Origin of the sequence: Streptomyces sp. MI02-7b, assembly GCF_033793585.1 — a bacterium.
In the GTDB taxonomy this organism is placed as follows: domain Bacteria; phylum Actinomycetota; class Actinomycetes; order Streptomycetales; family Streptomycetaceae; genus Actinacidiphila.
In genome coordinates this window covers 1-24,541 of record NZ_JARAWX010000029.1, presented here as the reverse complement: position 1 = coordinate 24,541, position 24,541 = coordinate 1, and the positions used below count along the sequence as shown (strand labels likewise).

The window sequence follows — 24,541 nt, the reverse complement described above, 5'->3', positions numbered from 1 at the left end:
GAGCCGGCCCGTGAACCGGTCTGTCCCCCCGCCGACCCCGTAACGGAAGATGGAGCCGTGCCGAAGCCGCCGCCCCTCCCGCCCGCCGTCCGCGCGCACAAGGACGCCGCCCTCGCCGTGGGCGTGCTCGTGCTCCAGAGCGCCGTGGGCGCCCTCCTGCCGGCCGGGCAGGGGCACCGCCCGGACGCGGCGGGCTGGGCGCTGCTGGTGGTCACCGCGCTGGTGCTGGCGGCCCGGCGGCGGTGGCCGATGACCGTGATGCTCGTCATGGTCGCGGCCGTCGCCCCGTACCACGCCCTGGACAACCTGCACCTGGCCGTGGTCCCGGCGAGCATGGTGGCGATCTACTCGCTGGCGGTCGCCGGGCCGCCGCCGCGGACGTACCTCACCGTGGCGGCGGTCGTCGCGATCATGGGCGGGGTGATGTCGGCGACACCCGAACGGCACGCGGCGACCGACATGCTGCGCAGCGGCGGCTGGGTGGTGGCGGTGGCGCTGACCGGCGAGGCGGTCCGCATCCACCGCAAGTACGTGGCCGCCATCGTCGGGCGCGCCGAACGCGCCGAACGCACCCGCGAGGAGGAGGCGGCCCGGCGCGTCGCCGAGGAGCGGCTGCGGATCGCCCGCGACCTGCACGACCTGCTCGCCCACAGCATCACCCTCATCGGGGTGCAGACCTCGGTCGCCGCGCACGTCCTGGTCGCCGACCCCGACCGGCTGGACCGCACGGCCGTCGCCGGCGCCCTCGACAGCATCGCCGGCACCTGCCGCGACGCCCGCGCCGAACTCCGCGCCACCCTCCAGGTGCTGCGCGGCGACGACGAGCGCGGCCCGCTGCCGGGCCTGGCGGCCGTGGCCGACCTGGCCCGCTCCGCGGAGGCCGCCGGCGCCCGGGTGGAACTGGCCGTGGCGGCCGGCGCGGACGGGGTGCCCCCGGCGATCGGGGCCGCCGCCTACCGCATCGTCCAGGAGGCACTGACCAACGCCGTGCGGCACGCCGGGGGCACCTCGGTCCGGGTCGGGGTGGAGCTCGGCACCGACCCGGACCGGGGTACCGCCCTGCGGATCGCCGTCACCGACGACGGCCCCTGCCCGGGGACGCGGGCCGAACCCGGACCGGACCGCCCTGACGCCCGCTGGCGGCCCTGGCGCGCCGTGGCACCCCCCAGGCCGTCCGAGGACGCCGCCCCGGCGGTGACCGGCCCTGCCACCGGCTACGGCCTGATCGGCATGCGCGAACGCGCCCGCAGCGTCGGCGGCACGCTGACCGCGGGCCCCCGCCCCGGGGGCGGTTTCGAGGTTGCCGCTGTGCTGCCGTTCGCCGGGGGTGCCGTGTGATCCGGGTGTTGTGCGCCGGCGACCGGCCGTTGGTCCGTGGTCGCGTCGCGGGTGTGTTGACCGCCGGGCCCTCCCGGGTGGTCCCTGTGCTCGCCGAGGGCCGGATGCCGGTGTGTGAGGTCTGCGCGACGCGGGTCGGTTCCGGCCCGGACACGGCGGTCGCCGGCTCACGCCCGGGGGGCGGTCTGCGGTTGCCCGGGGGTGCCGCGTGATCCGGGTGCTGCTCGCCGACGACCAGACGCTGGTCCGCGAGGCCTTCGCGATGCTGGTGGAGTCCGCCCCGGACATGGCGGTGGTCGGTCACGCGGCCACCGGCCGGGAGGCCGTGGCCACCGCGCGTGCCTGCCGGGCGGACGTCGTCGTCATGGACATCCGCATGCCCGACCTCGACGGCATCGAGGCGACCCGGCTCATCGCGGCCGACGACGACCTCGCGGGGGTGCGCGTGCTGGTGCTCACCACCTACGACACCGACGACCACGTCGTCCCGGCGCTGCGCGCGGGCGCCAGCGGCTTCCTGGTCAAGGACACCCGCCCCGCCGAACTCCTCGACGCCATCCGCACGGTCGCGGCCGGCGAGGCGCTGCTCTCGCCCGGGCCCACGGCCCGCCTCATCGCCCGGGTGCTGCGCCTGCCGGACAGCCCGCAGCCCGGCGGCCCGGCGCCGGGGCGGACGGCCGCGCTCTCCGAACGCGAACGCCAGGTGCTCACCCTGGTCGCGCGCGGCCTGAACAACACCGAGATCGCCGAGGCGCTGGGCCTCAGCCCGCTCACGGCCAAGACCCACGTCAGCCGGATCATGGGCAAGCTCGGTGCCCGCGACCGCGCGCAGCTGGTGATCGCCGCCTACGAGTCCGGGCTGGTCAGCCCCGGCGGTCCCGCGGGCGTCAGCGGCTGACCGGGTCGCCGCGGGGTGGCCGTGCGCACTCAGTGCGCGGCCACGACCAGGGCCAGCGCGACGAGGGCCGGAACGGTCTGCACGAAGACGATGCGCCGGCTCGCGGTCGCCGCGCCGTACACGCCCGCCACCGCCACGCAGACCAGGAAGAACACCTGCGCCTGGAAGCCGACCGGGTCCGACGCCACCGCGCCCCACACCAGCCCGGCGGCCAGGAAGCCGTTGTAGAGGCCCTGGTTGGCCGCCAGGGCCTTGCTCTCCCGCGCGAACTCCTCGGTGGTGCCGAACGAGGCGCGGGCGCGCGGCGTGGTCCACAGGAACATCTCCAGGACCAGGATGTAGACGTGCAGGGCCGCTATGAGCAGCACGGCGACGGTAGCGGTGATCGACATGAGCCGTAGCGTACGTCCCGTGCCGGGCGCCCCGGGCCGTGCGGGAGAATGGGCGCCATGAGTCTGTTCCGCGACGACGGCATCGTGCTGCGCACCCAGAAGCTGGGTGAGGCGGACCGGATCATCACGCTGCTCACCCGCCGCCACGGCCGGGTGCGCGCGGTGGCCCGCGGAGTGCGGCGCACGAAGTCGAAGTTCGGGGCCCGGCTGGAGCCCTTCTCCCATGTGGACGTGCAGTTCTTCGCGCGCGGGGGAGAACTCGTCGGACGCGGGCTGCCGCTGTGCACGCAGGGCGAGACGATCACCCCGTACGGCAGCCGGATCGTCACCGACTACGCCCGCTACACCGCCGGCACCGCGATGCTGGAGACCGCCGAGCGCTTCACCGACCACGAGGGCGAACCGGCGGTGCAGCAGTACCTGCTCCTCGTCGGGGGCCTGCGCACCCTCGCCGGCGACGAGCACGACCCGCGCCTGGTGCTCGACGCCTTCCTGCTGCGCTCCCTGGCGGTCAACGGCTACGCGCCCAGCTTCGGCGACTGCGCGAAGTGCGGGATGCCCGGACCGAATCGGTTCTTTTCGGTCGCCGCGGGAGGAGTCGTATGCGGCGAGTGCCGCCCGGCCGGAAGCGTCGTACCCTCACTGGAGTCCCTGGAACTCCTCGGGGCGCTGCTCGGCGGCGACTGGGAGACCGCGGACGCGTGCGAGCCGCGCCACTGCCGAGAGGGCAGCGGGCTGGTCGCCGCCTATCTGCAGTGGCACCTGGAGCGCGGGCTGCGCTCGCTGCGTTTCATCGACAAGTAGATACACATGAAGTGGAGAGCAGGCGCATGGCTGTACGCGGGATTCTGAGCCGCCCCCGACGCGAGTACCGGGCTCCCGACCCGCACCCGTCCGGCGCCCGGCCCCCCAAGATCCCAGGCGAGCTCGTCCCGCAGCACGTCGCCATCGTCATGGACGGCAACGGCCGGTGGGCCAAGGAGCGCGGCCTGCCCCGCACCGAGGGCCACAAGGTCGGCGAGACCGTCGTGCTCGACGTCCTCAAGGGCTGCCTGGAGATCGGCGTCAAGAACCTCTCCCTGTACGCCTTCTCCACCGAGAACTGGAAGCGCTCCCCCGACGAGGTCCGCTTCCTGATGAACTTCAACCGCGACGTCATCCACCGCCGCCGCGACGAGATGCACGAGATGGGCATCCGCATCCGCTGGGCCGGGCGCATGCCGCGGCTGTGGAAGTCCGTGGTCAAGGAGCTCCAGGTCGCGGAGGAGATGACCCGCGACAACGACGCGATGACGCTGTACATGTGCGTCAACTACGGCGGCCGCGCGGAGATCGCGGACGCCGCGGCCGCGCTCGCACAGGACATAAAGGCGGGTCGACTCGACCCCTCCAAGGTCACCGAGAAGACCCTGGCGAAGTACATGTACCACCCGGACATGCCCGATGTGGACCTCTTCGTCCGCCCCTCCGGCGAGCAGCGCACCTCCAACTTCCTGATCTGGCAGTCCGCCTACGCCGAGATGGTCTTCCAGGACGTGCTGTGGCCCGACTTCGACCGCCGCGACCTGTGGCGCGCCTGCCTGGAGTACGCCTCCCGCGACCGCCGCTTCGGCGGCGCGATCCCCAACGAGGAGATGGCGGCCGACGGCGGTACGGCGACCCCGCAGGCCTGACGGGCGGGTGGCCGCGTGGCCGCGCTCTGGGGCCCCGGGGCTGGTCAGAGCGCGGCGGGGCCGCCGCAGGAGGCGCAGTCGGCGCACGTGCCGAAGATCTCGACCGTGTGCGCGACATCGACGAAGCCGTGCTCGCCGGCGATGGCGTCGGCCCACTTCTCCACCGCGGGACCCTCGACCTCGACGGCCTTGCCGCAGACGCGGCAGACGAGGTGGTGGTGGTGACCGCTGCTGCAGCGCCGGTAGACGGACTCGCCGTCGCCGGTGCGCAGGACGTCGATCTCGCCGGCGTCGGCGAGGGACTGCAGGGTGCGGTAGACCGTGGTGAGGCCCACCGAGTCACCCCGGTGCTTGAGGAGATCGTGCAGTTCCTGTGCGCTGCGGAACTCGTCGGCCTCGGCGAGGGCCGCGGCCACGGCGGCGCGCTGCCGCGTCGAACGGCCCCGTACGGGGGGCTTGGCGGTCGTCACCAGTGGCCTCCTTCTCGGTCGTTGTCCCGGTCGGCCATTGTGCCAGTCCGGGGCTCTCAGACCCGAACGTCGTCTTCGGCCGGGCGCGCGCCGGGTACCTCCAGGGTGCATCGTTCCGTGTCCTGCGCGGCCTTGCGAGCCCTCTTTTTCGCCAGCGGCGCGGACGCCAGGGTCAGGGCGACGAAGACGCCGATGGCGAGCAGCACGATCGTCGCCCCGGAGGGCACGTCGACGTAGTACGAGGTGACCGTGCCGGAGAAGGCCACGGTGACGCCGATGCCCACCGCGAGGGCGAAGGTCGTCGCGAAGCTGCGGGTGATCGCTTGCGAGGCCGCCACCGGGATCACCATGAGCGCGCTCACCAGCAGCAGCCCGACGACCCGCATCGCCACGGTGACGGTGACCGCCGCGGTGACCGCGACCAGCAGGTTGAGCAGCCGCACCGGCAGTCCGCTGACGCGGGCGAACTCCTCGTCCTGGGAGACCGCGAACAACTGCCGCCGCAGGCCCAGGGTGACCAGGACGACGAAACCGGCCAGCACGCAGACGGCGGTGATGTCCTGCGGCGAGACGGTGGTGATCGAACCGAACAGATACGTCGTCAGGTTGGCGTTGGAGCCGTTCGGCGCGAGCGAGGTGAACATGACGCCGGCCGCCATGCCGCCGTAGAAGAGCATGGCCAGCGCGATGTCGCCGCGGGTGCGGCCGTACCAGCGGATCAGCTCCATCACGATGGCCCCGACGATGGACACGGCCGTGGCCATCCACACCGGGTTGGTGCTCAGCAGGAAGCCCAGGCCCACGCCGGTCAGCGCGACATGGCCGATGCCGTCGCCCATCAGCGCCTGGCGGCGCTGGACCAGGAAGATGCCGATGGCGGGCGCCGTGATGCCGACCAGGACGGCCGCGATCAGGGCCCGCTGCATGAAGGCGTAGGAGAACAGCTCCATCAGAACAGCCCCGTCCGGATCGGCGCGGCCGCACGGTCGGCGTGCGGGTGGACATGGTCGTGGCCGGGCAGCGCGTGCTGGCCGCGCGCCTGCGGCGGCGGCCCGTCATGGACGACGCAGCCGTCGCGCAGCACGACCGCGCGGTCGATGAGCGGCTCCAGCGGGCCGAGTTCGTGCAGGACGACCAGCACCGTGGTGCCGAGGCCCACTTGTTCGCGCAGGGTGCCCGCGAGGACCTCCTGGCTGGCGAGGTCGACACCGGCCATCGGCTCGTCCATGATCAGCACTTCGGGCTCCACGGACAGCGCGCGGGCGATCAGGACGCGCTGGTGCTGTCCGCCGGACAGGGCGTTCACCGAGTCACCGGCCCGGTCGGCCATGCCGACCAGCTCCAGGGCGCGGTCCACGGCGGCCCGGTCGGCCTTGCGGGAGAACCCCATCCGGGTGCGGGCCAGCCGCCCCGCGGTGACGACCTCGCGCACGGTCGCGGGCACCCCGGAGGCGGCCGTGGTGCGCTGCGGCACGTAGCCGATCCGCGCCCAGTCCCGGAAGCGGCGGTGCGGGGTGCCGAACAGCTCCAGCTCGCCGCCGGTGAGCGGCACCTGGCCGACCACGGCGCGCACCGCGGTGGACTTGCCCGAGCCGTTGGCACCGAGCAGCGCCACGACCTCGCCGCGGCGCACGTCCAGGTCGATGCCGCGCAGTACCGGGCGCGAGCCGAGCGAGGCGGTCGCGCCCCGCAGCGATACGACCGTGTCCATACCAGCCTCCGTCGTCGCGGTCACTTGGCGCCCAGCGCCGTCTGCAGGGCCCTGAGATTGGCGCGCTGGACCCCGAAGTAGTCGGAGCCGCGCGACCGGTCGGTGATCCCCTCGATCGGGTCGAGCACGTCGGTCCGCAGGCCCAGGTCGCCCGCCAGGGTCGTCGCGGTCCGGTCGCTGACGAGCGTCTCGAAGAACACCGTGCTCACGTGCGTGTCCTTGGCGAGGCCCTGGAGCGCCCGCATCCGGGCGGCGCTCGGCTCGGCCTCCGGGTCGATGCCGTTGATCGCCTCCTCCACCAGGCCGTAGCGCTCGGCGAGGTAGCCGAAGGCGGCGTGGGTGGTGAGGAAGGTGTCCGAGGTGCGGTTGCGCAGTCCGTCGGCGAACTCGGTGTTCAGCGCGTCCAGCTTCCTCACCAGCGCGCCGGTGTTCTTGGCGTAGAGCGCGGCGTGGTCCGGGTCGGCCGCGGCCAGCGTCCGGCCGACGCCCTCGGCGACGGCCGCGTACTTCACCGGGTCGAGCCAGATGTGGGGGTCGGCGCCGGCGTCCTCGTCGTGGCGCGGGCCGTCCTCGCCGAGGCCGGTGTCGCTCTCATTGTCACCGGTGGTGTGGTGGTGCCCGTCGACCTCGGTGCCGTGGTCCTCCAGCGCGGTGAGCGAGGCGGCGTCCACGATGTGCCGTACGCCGGACTGCGCGATGGCGTCGTCGACCGCGGGCTGCAGGCCCTTGAGGTACACGATCACGCCCGACTCGCCGAGCTCGCCGACCTGCCGGGGGGTGAGTTCCAGGTCGTGCGGTTCGGTGCCGGGCTTGGTGAGGCCGGTGACGCTGACGTGGCTGCCGCCGATCCGCTCCGCCAGGAACTGCATCGGGTAGAAGGACGCGGTCACCTTCAGGCGCCCGTCCGCGGTACGGGTCCCGCCCGCCGCGGTGGTGCACGCGGAGAGGGCGACGAGCCCGGCGACGGCCGCCGTCGACAGCAGCACACGACCTATGTTCATGACTCCCATTTTCAACAAAAATGGAAACGATTGTCAATTGAGCACAGTGTGATCACGATCGGCCCCCCGCGACGCGGAACCGATTTGATACCGCCCCCATCGACGCCGGTAATCTGAGGTATTCGCCGGACCGAGCTCGCCCCCGGCGGACCCCACCGACCGCTTCGTCGTCTGAAGAGAGCACCGTGGCCGCCGACAAGATCGACACCATCGTCAGCCTGAGCAAGCGCCGTGGCTTCGTTTTCCCCTGCAGCGAGATCTACGGCGGTCAGAAGGCCGCCTGGGACTACGGGCCGCTGGGCGTGGAACTCAAGGAGAACATCAAGCGCCAGTGGTGGCGTGCGATGGTCACCTCGCGGGAGGACGTGGTCGGCATTGACTCCTCGGTGATTCTGGCCCGCGAGGTCTGGGAGGCCTCCGGCCACGTCGCCACGTTCACCGACCCGCTCACCGAGTGCACCTCCTGCCACAAGCGCTACCGCGCGGACCACCTGGAGGAGGCGTACGAGGCCAAGCACGGCCACCTGCCGGCCAACGGCCTCTCCGACATCAACTGCCCGAACTGCGGCAACAAGGGCGCCTTCACCGAGCCCAAGCAGTTCTCCGGACTGCTCTCCACCCACCTGGGCCCGACCCAGGACTCCGGCTCGATCGCCTACCTGCGTCCGGAGACCGCCCAGGGCATCTTCACCAACTTCTCGCAGGTGCAGACGACCTCGCGCCGCAAGCCGCCGTTCGGCATCGCCCAGACCGGCAAGTCCTTCCGCAACGAGATCACGCCGGGCAACTTCATCTTCCGGACCCGTGAGTTCGAGCAGATGGAGATGGAGTTCTTCGTCAAGCCCGGCGAGGACGAGCAGTGGCACGAGTACTGGATGCAGCAGCGCTGGGACTGGTACCGGGGCCTCGGCCTGCGCGAGGAGAACATGCGCTGGTTCGAGCACGCCAAGGAGAAGCTCTCCCACTACTCGAAGCGCACCACCGACATCGAGTACCGCTTCAACTTCGGCGGCACCGAGTTCTCCGAGCTGGAGGGCATCGCCAACCGCACGGACTACGACCTCAAGGCGCACAGCCAGGCCAGCGGCCAGGACCTGTCGTACTTCGACCAGGAGGCCGGCGAGCGCTACTTCCCGTACGTCATCGAGCCCGCGGCCGGTCTCAACCGCGCCATGCTCGCCTTCATGCTCGACGCCTACAACGAGGACGAGGCGCCGAACGCGAAGGGCGTGATGGAGAAGCGCACCGTCATGCGGCTCGACCCGCGCCTGGCCCCGGTCAAGGTCGCGGTGCTCCCGCTGTCGCGCAACCCGCAGCTCTCCCCGAAGGCCAAGGGGCTCGCGGCGGACCTGCGCCGGCACTGGAACATCGAGTTCGACGACGCCGGCGCCATCGGCCGCCGCTACCGCCGCCAGGACGAGATCGGCACGCCGTTCTGCGTCACCGTCGACTTCGACACCCTCGAGGACAACGCGGTGACGGTCCGCGAGCGCGACACCATGAAGCAGGAGCGCGTCTCGCTCGACCAGGTCGAGTCCTTCCTCGGCGGCCGTCTGCTCGGCTGCTAGGTTCCGGCTCGTACGGACGCGCACGAAGGCGCCCGGTCCCCCCCCGAGGGGGACCGGGCGCCTTCGCGTGCGTGCGCCGGGTTCAGGACGCCAGGCCGCGCACGATCAGGTCGCAGACCGCGGTGAACGCGGCGTCGATGCCGGGTGCGGACCACTCGGCCGCGTAGGCGGGGTCGTGGAAGCGTCCGGAGGCGTCGAAGACGGCCCGCGCCGCCACCTCGGGGTCCCCGGCCGCGAAGTCGCCCGCGCCGGTGCCCTCCCGGATGATCCCGGACAGCTGCTCGACCAGGTCGCCGACATGGCGATCGATGACGGCGCTCTGCTCCGCCGCCAGCACCATGTACGTCGCGAACAGCTCGGGGTCGCCACCCGCCTTGCGCCGCTTCGCCGCGAAGAGCGCCGCGAGCCAGGCCCGCAGCCGCTCCGGCGCGGGCAGCCCGGCGTCCAGGGCTATCGCCGAGAGCTCCGCGTGCGACTGGTCCAGCCAGCGCTGGGTGACCGCCTCGCGCAGTGCCGCCTTCGTGCGGAAGTGCCGGTACACGCTCCCGTGGCTGACACCGAGCGCGCGGGCCACGTCGACCACGGTGGCCTTCGCGGGGCCGTAGCGCCGCAGCACGTCCTCCGTGGTCTGAAGGATGCGTTCGGCGGTCAGCGTCTCGGGTGGCATGGTGGACATTCTCCCAGGGCCGGCGCGCCGGCCGTCAGTGCTCGCGCTCGCTGTCCAGGTGCTCCATCTGCGACTGCGGGTAGCGGCTGCCCGCCGCCGCACCGGCCGGGACGGCGGCCTCGATGGCGGCGAGGTCGGCGTCGTCGAAACGGACGTCCAGCGCGCCGACGGCCTCCGTCAGCCGCTCCCGGGTACGGGCGCCGATCAGCGGCACGATGTCCTCGCCCTGGGCCAGCACCCAGGCGATGGCGGTCTGCGCGACGGAGACGCCCTTCTGCTCGGCGATCTTCCGCAGCGCGTCGACCAGCGCCAGGTTGTGCTCCAGGTTCTCGCCCTGGAAGCGCGGGCTCATCGACCGGAAGTCGTTCGCGGCGAGCTGCCGGTCACGGGTGAAGTGGCCGCTGATCAGGCCGCGCGAGAGCACGCCGTAGGCCGTGACGCCGATGCCCAGCTCGCGGGCGGTCGGCAGGATGTCCTCCTCGATGCCGCGCGAGATCAGTGAGTACTCGATCTGCAGATCGCTGATGGGAGCCGTGGACGCGGCACGGCGCAGCGTGCCGGCGCCGACCTCGGACAGGCCGATGTGGCGCACGTGGCCGGCCTGGACGAGCTCCGCGATGGCGCCGACGGTCTCCTCGATCGGAACGGCGGGGTCGACCCGGGCGATGCGGTAGACGTCGATGTGGTCGGTGCCCAGGCGCTGCAGCGAGTAGGAGGCGAAGTTCTTCACCGCCGCCGGGCGGCCGTCGTAGCCGTACCACTCACCGCCGGGGCCGCGCAGGGCGCCGAACTTGACGCTGACGAGGGCCTTCTCGCGGTCGGCGCCGGCGGTGCGCAGGGCCTCGCCGATGAGCATCTCGTTGTGGCCCATCCCGTAGAAGTCGCCGGTGTCGATCAGTGTGATGTCCGCGTCGAGGGCGGCGTGGATCGTGGCGATGGACTCGGCGCGGTCGGCTTCGCCGTACAGGGCGGACATGCCCATGGCGCCGAGGCCGAGGGCTGAGACGGTCGGTCCGGTGGTGCCGAGCGTGCGGTTCCGCATGGGGAACTCCTTGTTCGGATCAGGAGATCGCGTGATCGAGGGGTGCACTGACGACAATGGCACAGGGACTGACAGATTTCAATATCTGTCAGTCCCTGTGCCCCGTCATGACCGCCGGACCCGGTGCCTCACCCCACGTGGCGTGGCAGCCGCAGGCTGAACAGCGCCGTCCCCAGGACGGCCGCGAGCTGCACGACCAGCACGATGACCAGGGCGTCCCGCATCCCGTGCGCGGGTGCGAGGGAGAGGAAGAGGGTGCCGAGGGTGGCGACGCCCAGGGCGAGCGCGGACTGCTGCGCGGTCACCATGACGCCGCTGCCCACTCCGGCCCGGGAGGCCGGTACGTCCGCCAGTACCAGCCGGAACAGCACCGGCAGTTGCAGCCCCTGTCCGAAGCCCGCCAGCGCCAGCCCCGGCAGCAGCGCCCAGCCGTTCATCCCCCCGGCGTGCCACTCGCGGGCCACCGAGGCCGCCAGCACGGCGACACCGACCGCCTGCAGCGCGCCGCCCGCGGTGACCACACGCCCCCCGTAGCGGATGACCAGGCGCGGCCCGGCCAGCGAGGCGATGAAGAAGGCCACCGCCATCGGCACCAGCGCGGCGCCCGCCTCCACCGGGCCGTACGCGAGGCCCTGCTGCAGCGCGACCGCGATGACGAACATGAAGCCGCCGAAACCGATGGAGAACGGCAGCACCAGCGGCAGCGCCCTGCGCATGCCGGCCGAGTGGAACAGGCTCGGCGGCACCAGCGGGACCCGTCCCGCGCGGTCCGCCCGGCGCTCGACCAGGTAGAAGGCGGTCGCGGCGAAGGGGAAGAGCAGCAGCGACACCCAGGTCCACGCCGGCCACCCGGCGGCCCGGCCCTCGGTCAGCGGCGCGAGCAGCGTGATCAGGGACACCGCCAGCAGGAGCGTGCCGGGACGGTCCACGGGCGCCGGGTGCTCGGAGCGGGTCTCCGGGACGCTGCGCGCGGCGAGGAACAGCCCGATCGCGGCGACCGGCACGTTCACCAGGAACACCGCGCGCCAGCCGGTGCCCGCGATGTCCGCGGCGACCAGGACGCCGCCGAGGATCTGGCCGGCGACCATCGACAGGCCGGCGGTGGCTCCGTACAGGCTCAGCGCCTTGGCCCGGCGGTGGCCGGAGGTGGCGGAGTGGATGGTGGCCAGCACCTGCGGCAGCATCAGCGCCGCCGACGCGCCCTGTGCGACGCGCGCGGCCACGAGTGTCCAGGCGTCCGGCGCCAGGCCGCAGGCGAGCGAGGTGAGGCCGAAGGCCGCCATGCCGGCCAGGAAGAGCCGCCGGCGGCCGAAGGAGTCGCCGAGCCGGCCGCCGAGCACCAGCAGCACGGCGTACGCCAGGCCGTAGCCGGCGACGACCAGCTCCAGCAGGGCCGCCCCGGCGTGCAGGTCGGACTCGATGGCGGGCAGGGCGACGTTGACGATGAAGAAGTCGATCAGCGGCAGCGCGGCGCCCAGCAGCACGGTGAACAGGCCCAGCGGGCTGAGCGCGGGGGACGCGGGTGCGGTGGTGGAGGGGACGTGGGAGGCGGTGGTGGAGGGGGCGGGGGCGGGGGAGGCGGCGGTGCCGTCGCCGAGACGGATCACCCGGGGCTTTACCTGGGCCCGGGAGGGCAGGCCGGTGGAGACGGGGAGGTCGTTTCGATCGGTCACGTATGCCACGATGGGCCCCATTCAAAGGTGGTACCAGAGAGCGTTTATCCAGGTATCAGGACCACCTGGCAACGGGCTGGGTACATGGGGCACCCTGGAGCCATGACGACGACCGCAGCAGCCCGGCAGGAGCTCGCCTCCTTCCTCCGCAGCCGCCGCGAGCGGATCGCCCCCGAGCAGGTCGGCCTGACGCCCGGGCGCCGCCGGCGCACGCCGGGGCTGCGCCGCGAGGAGGTCGCGCAGCTCGCCGCGGTCGGGGTCACCTGGTACACGTGGCTGGAACAGGCCCGGGAGATCCAGATCTCGGCCCAGGTGGCGGACGCCATCGCCCGTGCGCTGATGCTGGACCCGAACGAGCGCACCCACCTGTTCCGGCTCGCCGGCGTCACCGACCCCAATCCGCGCGCCCGCTGCCCCGGCATGTCGGACCAGATCCGCGAGATGCTGGGCAAGCTGGAGCCGCTGCCGGCCGCGGTCCTCAACAGCCGTACCGACGTCATCGCCCACAACCGCACCTACGGGCGGCTGGTGGCCGACCTCGACGCGCTGCCCTTCGAGGACCGCAACATCATGTGGCTGGCCTTCACCGACGCCGCCTGGCGGGCGGGGATGCCGGACTGGAAGGAGGCCAGCCGGCAGATGGTCGCCAAGTACCGTGCCGCCATGGCCGAGCACCTCGCCGAGCCCGCCTGGAAGTCGCTGGTGAAACGGCTGGAGCAGGCGTCACCGGAGTTCCGCGAGCTCTGGGAGCGCCATGAGGTCCAGGAGCCGGAGAACCGCGCCAAGCGCTTCCTCAACCCCTACGTCGGCCTGCTGACCTTCGACTTCACCCACCTGTGGCTCGGCCCCCGGCAGGGCCCGCGGCTGGTGACCTACACCCCGGCGGACGACCTCACCCGCGAGCGGGTGCAGCGGCTGTACGAACTGGTCACGGTCCCCGCCGTGACCGCGGCCGGACTGCCCGAACCCGTCCCCGCCTGACTCAGCCGAGCCGCGCCCTGGTCTCCATCAGGGCGAAGCCCAGCAGGTTCAGCCCGCGCCACTGCGCGGGGTCGGCCGCGCGCTCGTCGTCGGCGGCCAGGCCGATGCCCCATATGCGGTCGACCGGGCTGGCCTCGACGAGCACCCGCCGGCCCGTCCCCAGCAGATAGCCGCGCAGCGCGGGGTCCTGCCCGAACTTGGCGACATTGCCCTCCACCACCAGCTCCGAGCGCCGCCGCTCCCACACCCGGCCGTCGAAACCGCGCACTTGGCGGCCCAGTCGCTTCGCCGCGTGCGGATGCGGTGCGGCGAGGATGCTCGCCAGGGTCTCCTCGTCACCGAAGAGCCGGGCCTTGCCGGCCATCATCCAGTGCTCCGCGGTGGGGTACACGACGCCGTCGACGGAGAACTCCGAGGGCCACCACTGGCTCAGGCAGCCCGCGCCCACGCTGCCGTCCGCCTGCGGCCGGTGCCCCCAGAAGAACAGGTACTTCGCCTGCTTCCCCCGCGCCGTGAGCGCCACGAGGGTGTCGTGGTCGCGAACGTCGGCCGGCTCGGTGATCTGCGTCTGCGTCATGCCGTGACGGTAACGCGGGGGTCCGACAGCGGTCACCGGGATTACTCGTCGAGCAGCCGGCCCAGCACGCGGTCCAGCACAGCGAGTTCGTCCGGGGACAGGGCCGCCAGCGCCGGTGGGGGCGTGCCGAGGATGCGCTCGGCCTCGGCGGCGGCCGCGGCGCCCGCCGCGGTGACCGCCACGACCTTGCGGCGGCGGTCGTCGGGGTGCGGGGTGCGGTCCACCAGGCCGCGCCCGGCCAGGTCGTCCACGACGATCGTGATGTACGGGCGGTCGGTCATGAGGTCGGCGGCGAGTTCGCCCGGGGTGACGGGCGCGGCCGCGATCCGGCGCAGCGCCTTGATGCGGAAGAAGCTCATGCCGAGGGCGTCGGCCACCTCCCGGCGGCGCTCGTTGCGCTCCAGGACCAGGGTGCGCATGTTGCGCCACACCCGGGCCGGTGTCACGTCGTTCATCCGGCCCCCACCATTTCCCGGGGCTCGTCGGCCTGGAGGCGCTGTGCGGCCCGTGCCGCCGTGCCGGCCGCCCAGGGCCCGCTCGTCAGCCAGCCCAGGACCAGCACGACCACTCCGCAGCCCGTGATGATCCACCAGGCCGTGATGTTCAGCCCGGCCGCCAGCGCCGCGCCGACGACGGCGACGCCCAGCGACTGGCCGACCTGGCGGCTGGTGGAGGCCACGGCCGCGGCGACCCCGGCCTGGGAGCGCGGCATGCCGGAGACGGCGGTGTTGGTGATGGGCGCGTTGACGAAGCCGAAGCCGATGCCGAACAGCACGTACCCGGTGAAGAGCAGGACGTCCGAGGACTGGCCGTGCAGCGCGGCGAACACCACCCCGCTCGCCGTCGTCGCCGTGCCCGCGAGCAGCAGGGGCAGCCGCGGCCCGCGGCTGCCGACCATGCGGCCGGACAGCGGGGCGAAGACGAGCGCCATGGCGGCCATCGGTAGCAGGTGCAGTCCGGCGTCCAGGGCGGACAGCTTGCGCACGTCCTGGAGGTACAGGGTGTTGAGGAAGAGGAATCCGGCGAGCGCGGCGAAGGCGCTCACCGCTATCACCGTCGCCCCGCTGAAGGGCGCGCTGCGGAAGAAGCGCGGGTCGATCAGCGGCTCCTTGCGCCGTCGTTCGTAGCCGATCAGTACCGCCGCCGAGCACACCGCGACCACGAGGCAGCCGATGATCAGGGACGAGCCCCAGCCCGCCCCCGGCGCCTCGATGATCGCGTACGTCAGCGAACCGAGCAGCGCGATGATCAGCAACTGGCCGACGGGGTCGATCCGGCGGGGCCGGGGGGCCCGGGACTCGGGGACGAAGAGGGCGGTCAGCACCAGGGCGAGGAAGCCGATGGGCAGGTTGATCCAGAAGACCGAGCGCCAGCCGACGGTCTCCACCAGGGCGCCGCCGATGATCGGGCCGGCCGCCATGCTGATCCCGACGACGCCGCCCCACACGCCGATGGCCCGGGCCCGCTCGCGCGGGTCGGTGAAGACATTGGTGATGATCGACATCGCGACGGGGTTGAGCATCGAGCCGCCGATCGCCTGCAGCATGCGGAAGACCACCAGCCACTCCAGGCTGGGCGCGATGCTGCACAGGCCGGAGGCCACCGTGAAGATCACCAGGCCGAGGCGGAAGATCCGGCGCCGTCCGATGCGGTCCGCGGTCGAGCCGGAGAGCATTAGCAACGAGGCCAGCACCAGGGTGTAGGCGTCGATGGTCCACTGCAGTCCGGAGATCGAGGCGTGCAGATCGGCGCGCATGGACGGCAGCGCCACGTTGAGGATCGTGTTGTCGAGGCTGACGATGAGCAGACTCATGCAGCAAATGGCCAGCACCAGCAGACGCCTGCGGTGGCTGAGCTCCGGCATCGGTACCCCGTCCGCTCCGCCGGGGCTCCCGCCCCGGACTTTGGTTGTACTTGTGTAACCATTTCAATCTACACCCACTCCGTGCGCCCGGCCGTCCGCGGATGGGCGAGAATGGGGCGCATGACTGCAGACGCCATCACCGCCCCACCGCTCACGATCGGCCCGCACACCGTGTGGCCGCCTGTGGTGCTGGCGCCGATGGCGGGGATCACCAACGCCCCCTTCCGCACGCTGTGCCGGGAGTTCTCCGGCGGCAAGGGGCTCTTCGTCTCCGAGATGATCACCACCCGGGCGCTCGTCGAGCGCAACGAGAAGACCATGCAGCTCATCCACTTCGACAAGAGCGAGACCCCCCGCTCGATCCAGCTGTACGGGGTGGACCCGGTGATCGTCGGCAAGGCGGTCCGGATGATCGTCGACGAGGACCTGGCCGACCACATCGACCTGAACTTCGGCTGCCCGGTGCCGAAGGTGACCCGCAAGGGCGGCGGCGCGGCGCTGCCGTACAAGCGCAACCTGTTCCGCTCGATCCTGCGTGAGGCCGTCGCCAACGCGGGCGACCTGCCGGTGACCATCAAGATGCGCACGGGCATCGACGAGGATCACGTCACCTACCTGGACGCGGGCCGTATCGCCGTCGAGGAGGGGATCGCCGCGGTCGCGCTGCACGGCAGGTCGCTCTCCCAGCACTACGGCGGCTCGGCCGACTGGGAGGCGGTCGCCCGTCTGAAGGAGCACGTCCCGGAGATCCCCGTGCTCGGCAACGGCGACATCTGGAGCGCCGAGGACGCGATCCGGCTGATGGGCCGGACCGGGTGTGACGGCGTGGTCGTGGGCCGCGCCTGCCTGGGCCGGCCGTGGCTGTTCGGCGACTTCGTCGCCGCGTTCGACGGTGACGGCACCCTGGCCACCCCGGCGCTGCGCGAGGTCGCGGGGGTGATGCGGCGCCACGCCGAGCTGCTCGGGGAGTGGCTGGGCGACGAGGAGCGCGGCGTGATCGACTTCCGCAAGCACGTGGCCTGGTACACCAAGGGCTTCTCGGTCGGCTCCGAGATGCGCCGCAAGCTCGCCATGGCGTCCTCCCTGGCGGAGCTCGACGCCCACCTCGACGACCTCGACCTCGACCAGGAATGGCCGGATGGCGCCGAGGGCCCGCGCGGCCGTACGGCGGCGGGCAAGCGCGTGGCGCTCCCGGACGGCTGGCTGGAGGACCCGTACGACTGCTCGGTGGTCGTGGATGCGGACGCGGAATCGGACACTTCCGGCGGCTGACGGCATTCCGCGCGGCGTGGAGGAGCCCTCGGGGTCTGACGCCGTGCCGGCGCGGCGAGTGATTCTCGCCACGCCTGATAGGGGCATTGCTCAGATGAGCGCGCCGAGTGTCATGTCACCTCTCTTAGGGGTGGCACTGGGTGCCATCGTTGTCGGCGCCATCCGATCAAGCCATCCCTCGCATGGAGTAACAGATACCGCCCGTCGTGATCACGTGGCGGCATCATGTGTTCGAGGATTGAATGCATCCGATGCCCGCCCGAACCGGTCCCGGCGCTTTCGATCTATCGGCCGATGGGTGGTTACAGCCGTGTGACCTGGTGATGGACGTACTGCAGCGCCTTCGAGATGGGTACGCTCCCCGCCGTCAGGGCATCCCGGCCGCGAGGAGCGAGTCCCGTGTCGGAAGAACAAGAAATCCAGAAGTTCGTCTACGACTTCACTGAGGGCAACAAGGACCTCAAGGACCTTCTCGGCGGCAAGGGCGCCAACCTCGCCGAGATGACCAACCTCGGCCTGCCCGTCCCTCCGGGCTTCACGATCACCACCGAGGCCTGCAAGGTCTACCTGGACTCCGGCGTGGAGCCCGCGGCCCTGCGCGACGAGGTGAGTGCGCACCTCGACGCGCTGGAACAACGCATGGGCAAGAAGCTCGGCCAGCCGGACAACCCTCTTCTGGTCTCCGTGCGCTCCGGGGCGAAGTTCAGCATGCCGGGCATGATGGACACCGTCCTCAACATCGGCCTGTCCGACGACTCCGTGGCCGGGCTCGCGGCGCAGGCCGGCGACGAACGCTTCGCCTGGGACTCCTACCGCCGCCTGATCCAGATGTTCGGCAAGACCGTGCTGGGCGTGGACGGCGACCGCTTCGAGGAGGCCCTGGAGGACGCCAAGCGCGCCAAGGGCACCCACAACGACCTCGACCTGGACGCCGGCGACCTGCAGGGCCTGGTCGAGCAGTTCAAGGCCGTCGTGTCCAAGGAGACCGGCCGGGACTTCCCGCAGGACCCGCGCGAGCAGATGGACATGGCCGTCCGGGCGGTCTTCGACTCCTGGAACGGCGAGCGCGCCATCCTCTACCGCCGCCAGGAGCGCATCCCCGGCGACCTCGGCACGGCCGTCAACATCTGCTCGATGGTCTTCGGCAACCTCGGCCCCGACTCCGGCACCGGCGTCGCCTTCACCCGCGACCCCGCCACCGGCCACCAGGGCGTGTACGGCGACTACCTGTGCAACGCGCAGGGCGAGGACGTCGTCGCGGGCATCCGCAACACCGTCGCGCTCGCCGAGCTCGAACAGCTCGACAAGGCCTCCTACGACCAGCTGATGCAGATCATGGAGACCCTCGAGACGCACTACAAGGACCTGTGCGACATCGAGTTCACCATCGAGCGCGGCAAGCTGTGGATGCTGCAGACCCGCGTCGGCAAGCGCACCGCGGCCGCCGCCTTCCGTATCGCCACCCAGTTGGTGGACCAGGGGCTCATCGACGAGGCGGAGGCCCTGCAGCGGGTCAACGGCGCCCAGCTGGCGCAGCTGATGTTCCCGCGCTTCGACGAGAAGGCGAAGTCCGAGCGGATCGGCTGGGGCATCGCCGCCTCGCCGGGCGCGGCGGTCGGCAAGGCCGTCTTCGACTCGTACACCGCGGTCAAGTGGTCGCGCTCCGGCGAGAAGGTCATCCTCATCCGCCGCGAGACCAACCCCGACGACCTCAACGGCATGATCGCCGCCGAGGGCATCCTCACCTCGCGTGGCGGCAAGACCTCGCACGCCGCCGTCGTCGCCCGCGGCATGGGCAAGACCTGCGTCTGCGGCGCCGAGGAGCTGGAGGTCGACACCAAGCGGCGGCGGATGACGGCGCCGGGCGGGATCGTCGTGGAGGAGGGCGACGTCGTCTCCATCGACGGCTCCTCCGGCAAGGTCTACCTCGGCACCGTCCCGGTCGTGCCGTCCCCGGTCGTGGAGTACTTCGAGGGCCGGATGCACGCGGGCGCCGACGACGCCGACGAGCTCGTGCAGGCGGTGCACCGGATCATGGCCTACGCCGACCGGGTCCGTCGGCTGCGGGTGCGCGCCAACGCCGACAACGCCGAGGACGCCTCGCGCGCCCGCCGCTTCGGCGCCCAGGGCATCGGCCTGTGCCGTACCGAGCACATGTTCCTCGGCGAGCGCCGCGAGCTCGTCGAGCGGCTGATCCTCGCCGACACCGACACCGAGCGCGACGAGGCGCTGGAGGCCCTGCTGCCGCTCCAGAGGTCCGACTTCGTCGAGCTCTTCGAGGCGATGGACGGCCTGCCGGTCACCGTGCGCCTGCTCGACCCGCCGCTGCACGAGTTCCTGCCCGACATCACCGAGCTGTCGGTACGCGTCGCGCTCGCCGAGTCCCGCAAGGACGCCAACGAGAACGACCTGCGGCTGCTCCAGGCCGTCCACAAGCTGCACGAGCAGAACCCGATGCTGGGCCTGCGCGGGGTACGCCTGGGCCTGGTCATCCCGGGCCTGTTCGCGATGCAGGTGCGGGCGATCGCCGAGGCCGCCGCGGAGCGCAAGAACGCCAAGGGCGACCCCCGGCCCGAGATCATGATCCCGCTGGTGGGCACCGTCCAGGAGCTGGAGATCGTCCGCGACGAGGCCGAGTCGGTCATCGCGGGGGTCGAGGCCGCCACCGGTACCGAACTGGGACTCACGCTCGGCACGATGATCGAGCTGCCCCGGGCCGCCCTGACCGCCGCGCAGATCGCCGAGGCCGCGGAGTTCTTCTCCTTCGGCACCAACGACCTGACCCAGACCGTGTGGGGCTTCTCCCGCGACGACGTGGAGGCGAGCTTCTTCACGGCGTACCTGGAGAAGGGCATCTTCGGCGTCTCCCCGTTCGAGACGATCGACCGCGACGGCGTCGGCTCACTGGTGCGGTCCGCCGCCGAGGCCGGCCGGGCCACCCGCCCCGGCCTCAAGCTGGGCGTCTGCGGCGAACACGGCGGAGATCCCGAGTCCGTCCACTTCTTCCACGAGGTGGGCCTGGACTACGTCTCCTGCTCCCCGTTCCGCATCCCCGTCGCCCGCCTGGAGGCGGGCCGGGCCGCGGCGCAGAACAGGGGCAACGGCGGCCGGTGACCACCCCGGCGCCCCATGGACCATCTCCCTCCCTCACCGGGGGCGGCACCTTTGTGCGAAGGTGCCGCCCCCGCTCTCTCTCCGGGAGGCACCCGTGCCCGCCCTCACCCGGCGGGTGGGACCACCATCGGGTAGGTGACGCCCGTCAGCTGCTCGGAGGCCGCCCACAGCATCTCGCCCGCGCGGTCGTCGAGGGTCCACTTGGCGCGCCAGGACGGGGCGGGTGAGCCGCGCCAGCCCTGGAGGCGCGGCCCCGTGAACGAGTCGGGCCGGACACCGGGCGCCGTGGCGGCGTACAACAGGGGCAGAGCGCCCGCCTCCGCGGACTGGCCGACGACGCGGTTGGCGATGCCGATCAGCCGCTCGGCGACCCGGCGGTTCTCCATGCGGGCGCCCCGGGTCTGCAGTTCGGTGCGGGCGTACCCTGGGTGCGCCGCCGCGGCCACGGTGTCGGCGCCTACGGCGGCCAGGCGCCGTGCGAGTTCGTGGACGAAGAGCAGGTTCGCGCTCTTGGAACGGGCGTAGGCGATCCAACGCCGGTATCCGCGTTCGCTGTTGAGGTCGCCGAGGTCCACGTCGGCGATCGCGTGCAGCCAGCTGGAGACGGTGACCACGCGCGCGCCGGGGGTGTCCAGCAGATGCCGCATCAGCAGGCCGGTGAGGGCGAAGTGGCCGAGGTGGTTCACGCCCATCTGCGACTCGAAGCCGTCGGGGGTGGTGCGGTGCGGCAGCGCCATCACGCCCGCGTTGTTGACCAGCAGGTCCAGCCGGTCGGCGTCGTACTCCTTGGCGAAGGCGCGCACCGTGGACAGGTCGCCGAGGTCCAGGTGGCGGTAGCCGGCGCGGGCGGCCGGGACGTCGCGCAGGATACGCCGGACCGCGTCCTTGCCGCGTTCCTCGCTGCGGCAGGCGAGCAGCACGCGGGCGCCGGCACGGGCCAGTTCGCGTGCGGTGCAGAAGCCGATGCCGCTGTTCGCGCCGGTGACGACAGCGGTGCGGCCGCTCAGGTCGGGTATGTCGTTCGCGGTCCAGGCCATGGCAGCCAGCGTAGGGCCGCCGCGCGCTGCCGGAAGCGGGCGCGGCGGCCCCGCCGGCGTCAGGAGTGGGGAGGCCGGTTCTCGCCCGAGCCGCCCGTGCCGAACTCGTCGCCCAGCTTGTCCTGGCCGGTGTCGACCTGGCGCTGGTACTTGCCGCCGGTCCTCTCGTCGAGCGTGTCGCCACCCTTGTCGATGCCCTTCTGGGCCTGACTCTCGTGGCCCTTCAGCTTGGCCTTGATCTTGTCCAACATGGACATCGCTGTCCTCCTTGCCGTGAGGTGGGACTCCTCCCAGCATCACCGCCCCGCTGAAGATCCGCATCCCGAGCCACGCCCAATGCCGCAGGTGGGGAGCGGTTCAGCGGGTCCGGACCACCCGGCCGCCGAGGTCCGCGGCGCCGCCGGGGCGCACGCGGGTGAGGATCCGCGAGCCCGTTGCCCCGACGGGTTCCCGGCGACCGCGGGAGCCCGTCGCCGAGCGCCGGGGCGTCCGCCCCGGTCGCCTCGTCCGCCACGATGCCGTCCTCGCGGAGCGGCGACGCCCGTGCCTCACGCGGCCCCGGACGTCGTCGTCCCACGCCCACGCGTACGGCCGGCCGTCACCCGGCGGCGGGGAAGGCGGGCGCGTCGACCTCCGCCGGTGAGCGGTACGCCTGCGTCCGCCGCCCCGGCGCCCACTCCGCGCGCCCCCGCACCCGGGTGAACGGGCCCTCCGCCGCGGCCCTCACCCCGCCCGCGGGCGGCCGCAGTACCTCGGCGCCGTCGTCCACGAACACCGTCTCGCTGTAGCCGAGTTCCGCGGCCAGTGCCTGCCGCGCCGCCGCTTCCGGCGGCGCCGTACCGTCCCGTACGACGCCGGTGCTCACCGCAGCGCCTGCGCGATGCCGTGCTCCCGGGGCCCGAGGAAGTGCGGGTCCGGGGTGAGGGCGGCGTCGACGGCGGCCTTGGCGGCGCCGGCGATCTCGCGGGCCCCGCCGTAGTACCAGGTGACGTCGTGGGGCTCGTCGACGCCGATCCCGTAGGCGTCGATGCCCGCGGCGTGGCACAGCGCGAGCGCGCGGCGGATGTGGAAGTCCTGGCTGACCAGGAGCGCGTGGGCGACGCCGAAGATGCGCCTGGCGCGGGCGCAGGAGTCCCAGGTGTCGAAGCCGGCGTAGTCCAGCACGACCTTCGCGCGGGGGACGCCGTGCGCGCCGAGGTAGTCCCGCATGGCGGTCGGCTCGTCGTAGTCGGTGCGGCTGTTGTCGCCGGTGACGAGGACCGCCCGCACCTTCCCGGCGGCGTACAGCGCCGAGGCGGTGTCCAGCCGGTGGGCCAGGTACGGCGACGGCTCGCCGTTCCACAGCCCGGCGCCGAAGACGACCGCGACCGGTTCGGCGGGCGCGTCGGCCAGGGTGCGGACCCGCGGGTCCGCGGTCAGCCGGAGCCAAGTGGCGGGCAGCAGCGCCAGCACGCACAGCGCCACCGCGGCGCGCAGCAACCGCCGCCTGCCCCGCCTGGACCTGGGCAGGCGCGCCGCCACGGCCCGTACTCCCGCGACAGCCGTCCGTGTCATCCCGCGCAACCGCTTCACGCCCGAGTCGACGCCGCCCACGTCCCTGCGGTTCCATGATGATCGTGCGAGACGACCACTCCCGCCTCCCGTTCTTCGTGTACGGGACCCTGCGGCCCGGCGAGATCAACCACTCCTGGCTGCTGCGCGGCCGCATCGCCACCGAGACCCCGGCGGTCCTGCACGGCGCCCTGCTCTTCGACGGGCCGGGCTACCCGTACGCGGTGCCCGACGTGCGCGGCCACGTCCAGGGCGACGTCGTGCAGCCCCTCGACGACCTCTACGAGGACGTCCTCACCGACCTCGACCGCCTGGAGGAGTACACCCCCGGCGCGGCCGGCAACCTCTACGAGCGCGTGGTCCGCGACGTCCGCACCTACGCCGGCCAGACCCTCCCCGCCTGGGTGTACCTCGCCGCCCCCGCTCACGAACGGGACCTGCGCGCCTCCGGCCGGCCCATCCACGGCGGTGACTGGAAGCACCGCTGACCCCCGCGCCGCGCGGGACGGCAGCGGGCGACACCGGCCGGCGCGGGCCACCTGCCCGCGATCGTGCGCCGTCCGGGCGGCGGTGCCGACATCGTGCGAGCGCGGTCGGGGATCGTCCTCGGCGTCGAGGCCGACGCCGGGCACCCGGCCACCGAGATCCCGTTCCCGCCGGGGGCAGTGCTCCTGCTGTAGACCCGAGCGCCCCGGCACGGACATCGGGACCGCCGTCCACGAACTCGCCGGCCGTCTCGCCGCCGCTCCCGCGGACGACACCGCCCTCCTGCTGGTCGGCCCCGAGGAGGGCGCCCGCGCCGGCCACCAGGGACACCACCGGCGCTGCCGCCGAGGCCGGTGAGTTCCCGCCGGGGCGCGGCGGAGCCCGTGTCCGCGACCGGTGGACGGAGTGGCGGGGACCAGACGTCATTTCCGTGCAACGGCACGGCAACCCCGCGTGGGCACACTCGCTCCATGACGGCACTGGAACCCCCGCTCCACGGCGCTGAAGGACCGGACCGTTTCGACAGCACGGGACAGCTCCTGGCGCTGATCACCGCGCAGCTCAGCAGCCAGTTGTCGCGAGTGACGCTGAACGGGTCCGGGCGGCCCCCCGTCCTGGTGCTCGTCGCGCACGGCAGCCGCGACCCCGGGGCGTCCCGGACGGCGCACGCGCTGACGGACGCGGTCAGGGCGCTGCGGCCCGGTCTGACGGTGCGCCTCGGCCATCTGGACCTCGACGAGCCGCTGCTCGACGACACCCTCGCCGCGCTGCGCCGGGACGCCGTGCTGGTCCCGCTCATGCTGGCGCACGGCCACCACGTCACCGCCGGCATCCCGCGAGTGCTGGCCCGCGCCGCGCACCCGGGCGGCCGGATCGCCGCGGCGCTCGGACCGCACGCGCTGCTGGCGGAGGCGCTGCACGACCGGCTGACCGAGGCCGGCTGGCGCGTCCCGCGGCCCCGGGACGCGCACCGTGCGGCGGTCGTGCTGGCCGCCGCCGGGTCGCGCGACCCGCGGTCGGCGCGGGACACGGCGCGCACCGCGGCGCTGCTCCAGGCACGGCTGGGCGGCGGCGTCCCGGTGGTCCCGGCGTACACGAGGGCCGGGCCCGGTGTCGCCGACGCCGTGCGCGCACTGGCCGCCGCGGGCCGCCACGACATCGCCGTCGCCTCCTGCTTCGCCGCGCCCGGCCGGCACGCCGCCGCCGCCGCGGCCGCCGCGCCCGGC

At 72.7% G+C, this 24,541-nt stretch carries 25 protein-coding genes and 1 pseudogene; 11 read left to right on the top strand and 15 right to left on the bottom strand.

The features are described from left to right. The first annotated feature begins 57 nt into the window (after positions 1 to 57). Together PV364_RS34285 and PV364_RS34280 are read left to right on the top strand one after the other, a co-directional pair. Entirely contained in the window at positions 58 to 1,338 is a 1,281-nt protein-coding gene (locus tag PV364_RS34285; RefSeq protein ID WP_415924641.1) for a sensor histidine kinase, read from the top strand. 208 nt (positions 1,339 to 1,546) lie between these two features. Continuing rightward, complete coding sequence (locus PV364_RS34280; RefSeq protein ID WP_319664582.1) at positions 1,547 to 2,236, top strand: response regulator transcription factor; 690 nt, start codon at positions 1,547 to 1,549, stop codon at positions 2,234 to 2,236. A gap of 29 nt (positions 2,237 to 2,265) precedes the next feature. Here PV364_RS34280 and PV364_RS34275 read toward each other — a convergent pair whose 3' ends face one another. Continuing rightward, positions 2,266 to 2,628, bottom strand: coding sequence for a DUF1304 domain-containing protein (locus tag PV364_RS34275; RefSeq protein WP_319664581.1), 363 nt, complete (start codon positions 2,626 to 2,628; stop codon positions 2,266 to 2,268). A gap of 57 nt (positions 2,629 to 2,685) precedes the next feature. Between PV364_RS34275 and recO the strand changes: the two genes are divergently transcribed. After that, positions 2,686 to 3,432, top strand: coding sequence for a DNA repair protein RecO (gene recO / locus PV364_RS34270; protein WP_319664580.1), 747 nt, complete (start codon positions 2,686 to 2,688; stop codon positions 3,430 to 3,432). Between the two features lie 26 nt (positions 3,433 to 3,458). After that, a complete protein-coding gene (locus PV364_RS34265; protein ID WP_319664579.1) occupies positions 3,459 to 4,301 on the top strand; it encodes an isoprenyl transferase in 843 nt (280 codons plus the stop codon). A 44-nt stretch (positions 4,302 to 4,345) separates the two neighbouring features. Here the strand turns inward: PV364_RS34265 and PV364_RS34260 are convergent, their stop codons facing one another. Genes PV364_RS34260 through PV364_RS34245 form a run of 4 tightly spaced genes read right to left on the bottom strand, consistent with a single transcriptional unit; the run spans position 4,346 to position 7,483 of the window. After that, positions 4,346 to 4,771 carry a Fur family transcriptional regulator gene (locus PV364_RS34260; RefSeq protein WP_319664578.1) on the bottom strand — a complete coding sequence of 142 codons (426 nt, stop codon included), beginning with the start codon at positions 4,769 to 4,771 and terminating at the stop codon, positions 4,346 to 4,348. Between the two features lie 56 nt (positions 4,772 to 4,827). After that, a complete protein-coding gene (locus tag PV364_RS34255; protein ID WP_319664576.1) occupies positions 4,828 to 5,721 on the bottom strand; it encodes a metal ABC transporter permease in 894 nt (297 codons plus the stop codon). Further along, a complete protein-coding gene (locus tag PV364_RS34250; protein ID WP_319664575.1) occupies positions 5,721 to 6,482 on the bottom strand; it encodes a metal ABC transporter ATP-binding protein in 762 nt (253 codons plus the stop codon). The genes PV364_RS34255 and PV364_RS34250 overlap by 1 nt, the downstream gene beginning before the upstream one ends. A gap of 20 nt (positions 6,483 to 6,502) precedes the next feature. Beyond that, entirely contained in the window at positions 6,503 to 7,483 is a 981-nt protein-coding gene (locus tag PV364_RS34245) for a metal ABC transporter substrate-binding protein (RefSeq protein ID WP_319664574.1), read from the bottom strand. A gap of 185 nt (positions 7,484 to 7,668) precedes the next feature. Here PV364_RS34245 and PV364_RS34240 point away from each other — a divergent pair, with 185 nt between their 5' ends. After that, on the top strand, positions 7,669 to 9,051 hold the full coding sequence (locus PV364_RS34240) for a glycine--tRNA ligase (RefSeq protein WP_319664573.1): 1,383 nt from the start codon (positions 7,669 to 7,671) through the stop codon (positions 9,049 to 9,051). Positions 9,052 to 9,133: 82 nt separating this feature from the next. Here PV364_RS34240 and PV364_RS34235 read toward each other — a convergent pair whose 3' ends face one another. From PV364_RS34235 to PV364_RS34225, 3 genes are all read right to left on the bottom strand, one after another. Further along, a complete protein-coding gene (locus tag PV364_RS34235; protein WP_319664572.1) occupies positions 9,134 to 9,718 on the bottom strand; it encodes a TetR family transcriptional regulator in 585 nt (194 codons plus the stop codon). 34 nt (positions 9,719 to 9,752) lie between these two features. Continuing rightward, a complete protein-coding gene (locus PV364_RS34230) occupies positions 9,753 to 10,760 on the bottom strand; it encodes an aldo/keto reductase (RefSeq protein ID WP_319664571.1) in 1,008 nt (335 codons plus the stop codon). 128 nt (positions 10,761 to 10,888) lie between these two features. Next, complete coding sequence (locus PV364_RS34225; protein ID WP_415924644.1) at positions 10,889 to 12,244, bottom strand: MFS transporter; 1,356 nt, start codon at positions 12,242 to 12,244, stop codon at positions 10,889 to 10,891. Positions 12,245 to 12,535: 291 nt separating this feature from the next. On the opposite strand from PV364_RS34225, the gene PV364_RS34220 reads away from it, so the two are divergent. Beyond that, a complete protein-coding gene (locus PV364_RS34220) occupies positions 12,536 to 13,414 on the top strand; it encodes a helix-turn-helix transcriptional regulator (protein WP_319664568.1) in 879 nt (292 codons plus the stop codon). A gap of 1 nt (position 13,415) precedes the next feature. Here the strand turns inward: PV364_RS34220 and PV364_RS34215 are convergent, their stop codons facing one another. Genes PV364_RS34215 through PV364_RS34205 form a run of 3 tightly spaced genes read right to left on the bottom strand, consistent with a single transcriptional unit; the run spans position 13,416 to position 15,855 of the window. Then, a complete protein-coding gene (locus tag PV364_RS34215) occupies positions 13,416 to 13,991 on the bottom strand; it encodes an NADAR family protein (protein ID WP_319664566.1) in 576 nt (191 codons plus the stop codon). Positions 13,992 to 14,032: 41 nt separating this feature from the next. Further along, a complete protein-coding gene (locus PV364_RS34210) occupies positions 14,033 to 14,446 on the bottom strand; it encodes a MarR family winged helix-turn-helix transcriptional regulator (RefSeq protein WP_319664565.1) in 414 nt (137 codons plus the stop codon). Continuing rightward, complete coding sequence (locus tag PV364_RS34205) at positions 14,443 to 15,855, bottom strand: MFS transporter (protein WP_319664564.1); 1,413 nt, start codon at positions 15,853 to 15,855, stop codon at positions 14,443 to 14,445. Before PV364_RS34205 ends, PV364_RS34210 begins: the two co-directional genes overlap by 4 nt. Before the next feature lie 120 nt (positions 15,856 to 15,975). On the opposite strand from PV364_RS34205, the gene dusB reads away from it, so the two are divergent. Both dusB and ppdK read left to right on the top strand, forming a co-directional pair. Beyond that, positions 15,976 to 17,127 carry a tRNA dihydrouridine synthase DusB gene (dusB, locus tag PV364_RS34200; RefSeq protein WP_319664563.1) on the top strand — a complete coding sequence of 384 codons (1,152 nt, stop codon included), beginning with the start codon at positions 15,976 to 15,978 and terminating at the stop codon, positions 17,125 to 17,127. A gap of 348 nt (positions 17,128 to 17,475) precedes the next feature. After that, positions 17,476 to 20,241, top strand: coding sequence for a pyruvate, phosphate dikinase (gene ppdK, locus PV364_RS34195; RefSeq protein WP_319664562.1), 2,766 nt, complete (start codon positions 17,476 to 17,478; stop codon positions 20,239 to 20,241). Between the two features lie 104 nt (positions 20,242 to 20,345). Here ppdK and PV364_RS34190 read toward each other — a convergent pair whose 3' ends face one another. The 4 genes from PV364_RS34190 to PV364_RS34175 form a co-directional block, all read right to left on the bottom strand. Further along, entirely contained in the window at positions 20,346 to 21,278 is a 933-nt protein-coding gene (locus PV364_RS34190; protein WP_319664560.1) for an oxidoreductase, read from the bottom strand. A 59-nt stretch (positions 21,279 to 21,337) separates the two neighbouring features. Then, positions 21,338 to 21,535, bottom strand: a complete 198-nt coding sequence (locus tag PV364_RS34185; protein ID WP_319664559.1) for an antitoxin — start codon at positions 21,533 to 21,535, stop codon at positions 21,338 to 21,340. 341 nt (positions 21,536 to 21,876) lie between these two features. Beyond that, a complete protein-coding gene (locus tag PV364_RS34180) occupies positions 21,877 to 22,143 on the bottom strand; it encodes a hypothetical protein (protein ID WP_319664557.1) in 267 nt (88 codons plus the stop codon). Beyond that, positions 22,140 to 22,832, bottom strand: a complete 693-nt coding sequence (locus tag PV364_RS34175; protein WP_319664556.1) for a vancomycin high temperature exclusion protein — start codon at positions 22,830 to 22,832, stop codon at positions 22,140 to 22,142. The genes PV364_RS34180 and PV364_RS34175 overlap by 4 nt, the downstream gene beginning before the upstream one ends. A 56-nt stretch (positions 22,833 to 22,888) precedes the next feature. On the opposite strand from PV364_RS34175, the gene PV364_RS34170 reads away from it, so the two are divergent. From PV364_RS34170 to PV364_RS34160, 3 genes and pseudogenes are all read left to right on the top strand, one after another. After that, positions 22,889 to 23,317 carry a gamma-glutamylcyclotransferase family protein gene (locus PV364_RS34170; RefSeq protein WP_319664659.1) on the top strand — a complete coding sequence of 143 codons (429 nt, stop codon included), beginning with the start codon at positions 22,889 to 22,891 and terminating at the stop codon, positions 23,315 to 23,317. Between the two features lie 30 nt (positions 23,318 to 23,347). Next, positions 23,348 to 23,509, top strand: a pseudogene (locus PV364_RS34165) (SpoIIE family protein phosphatase); the annotation flags it as partial. A 276-nt stretch (positions 23,510 to 23,785) separates the two neighbouring features. Then, positions 23,786 to 24,541 (top strand): sirohydrochlorin chelatase (locus PV364_RS34160; protein WP_319664554.1); only part of this gene is annotated, 756 nt, incomplete at its 3' end.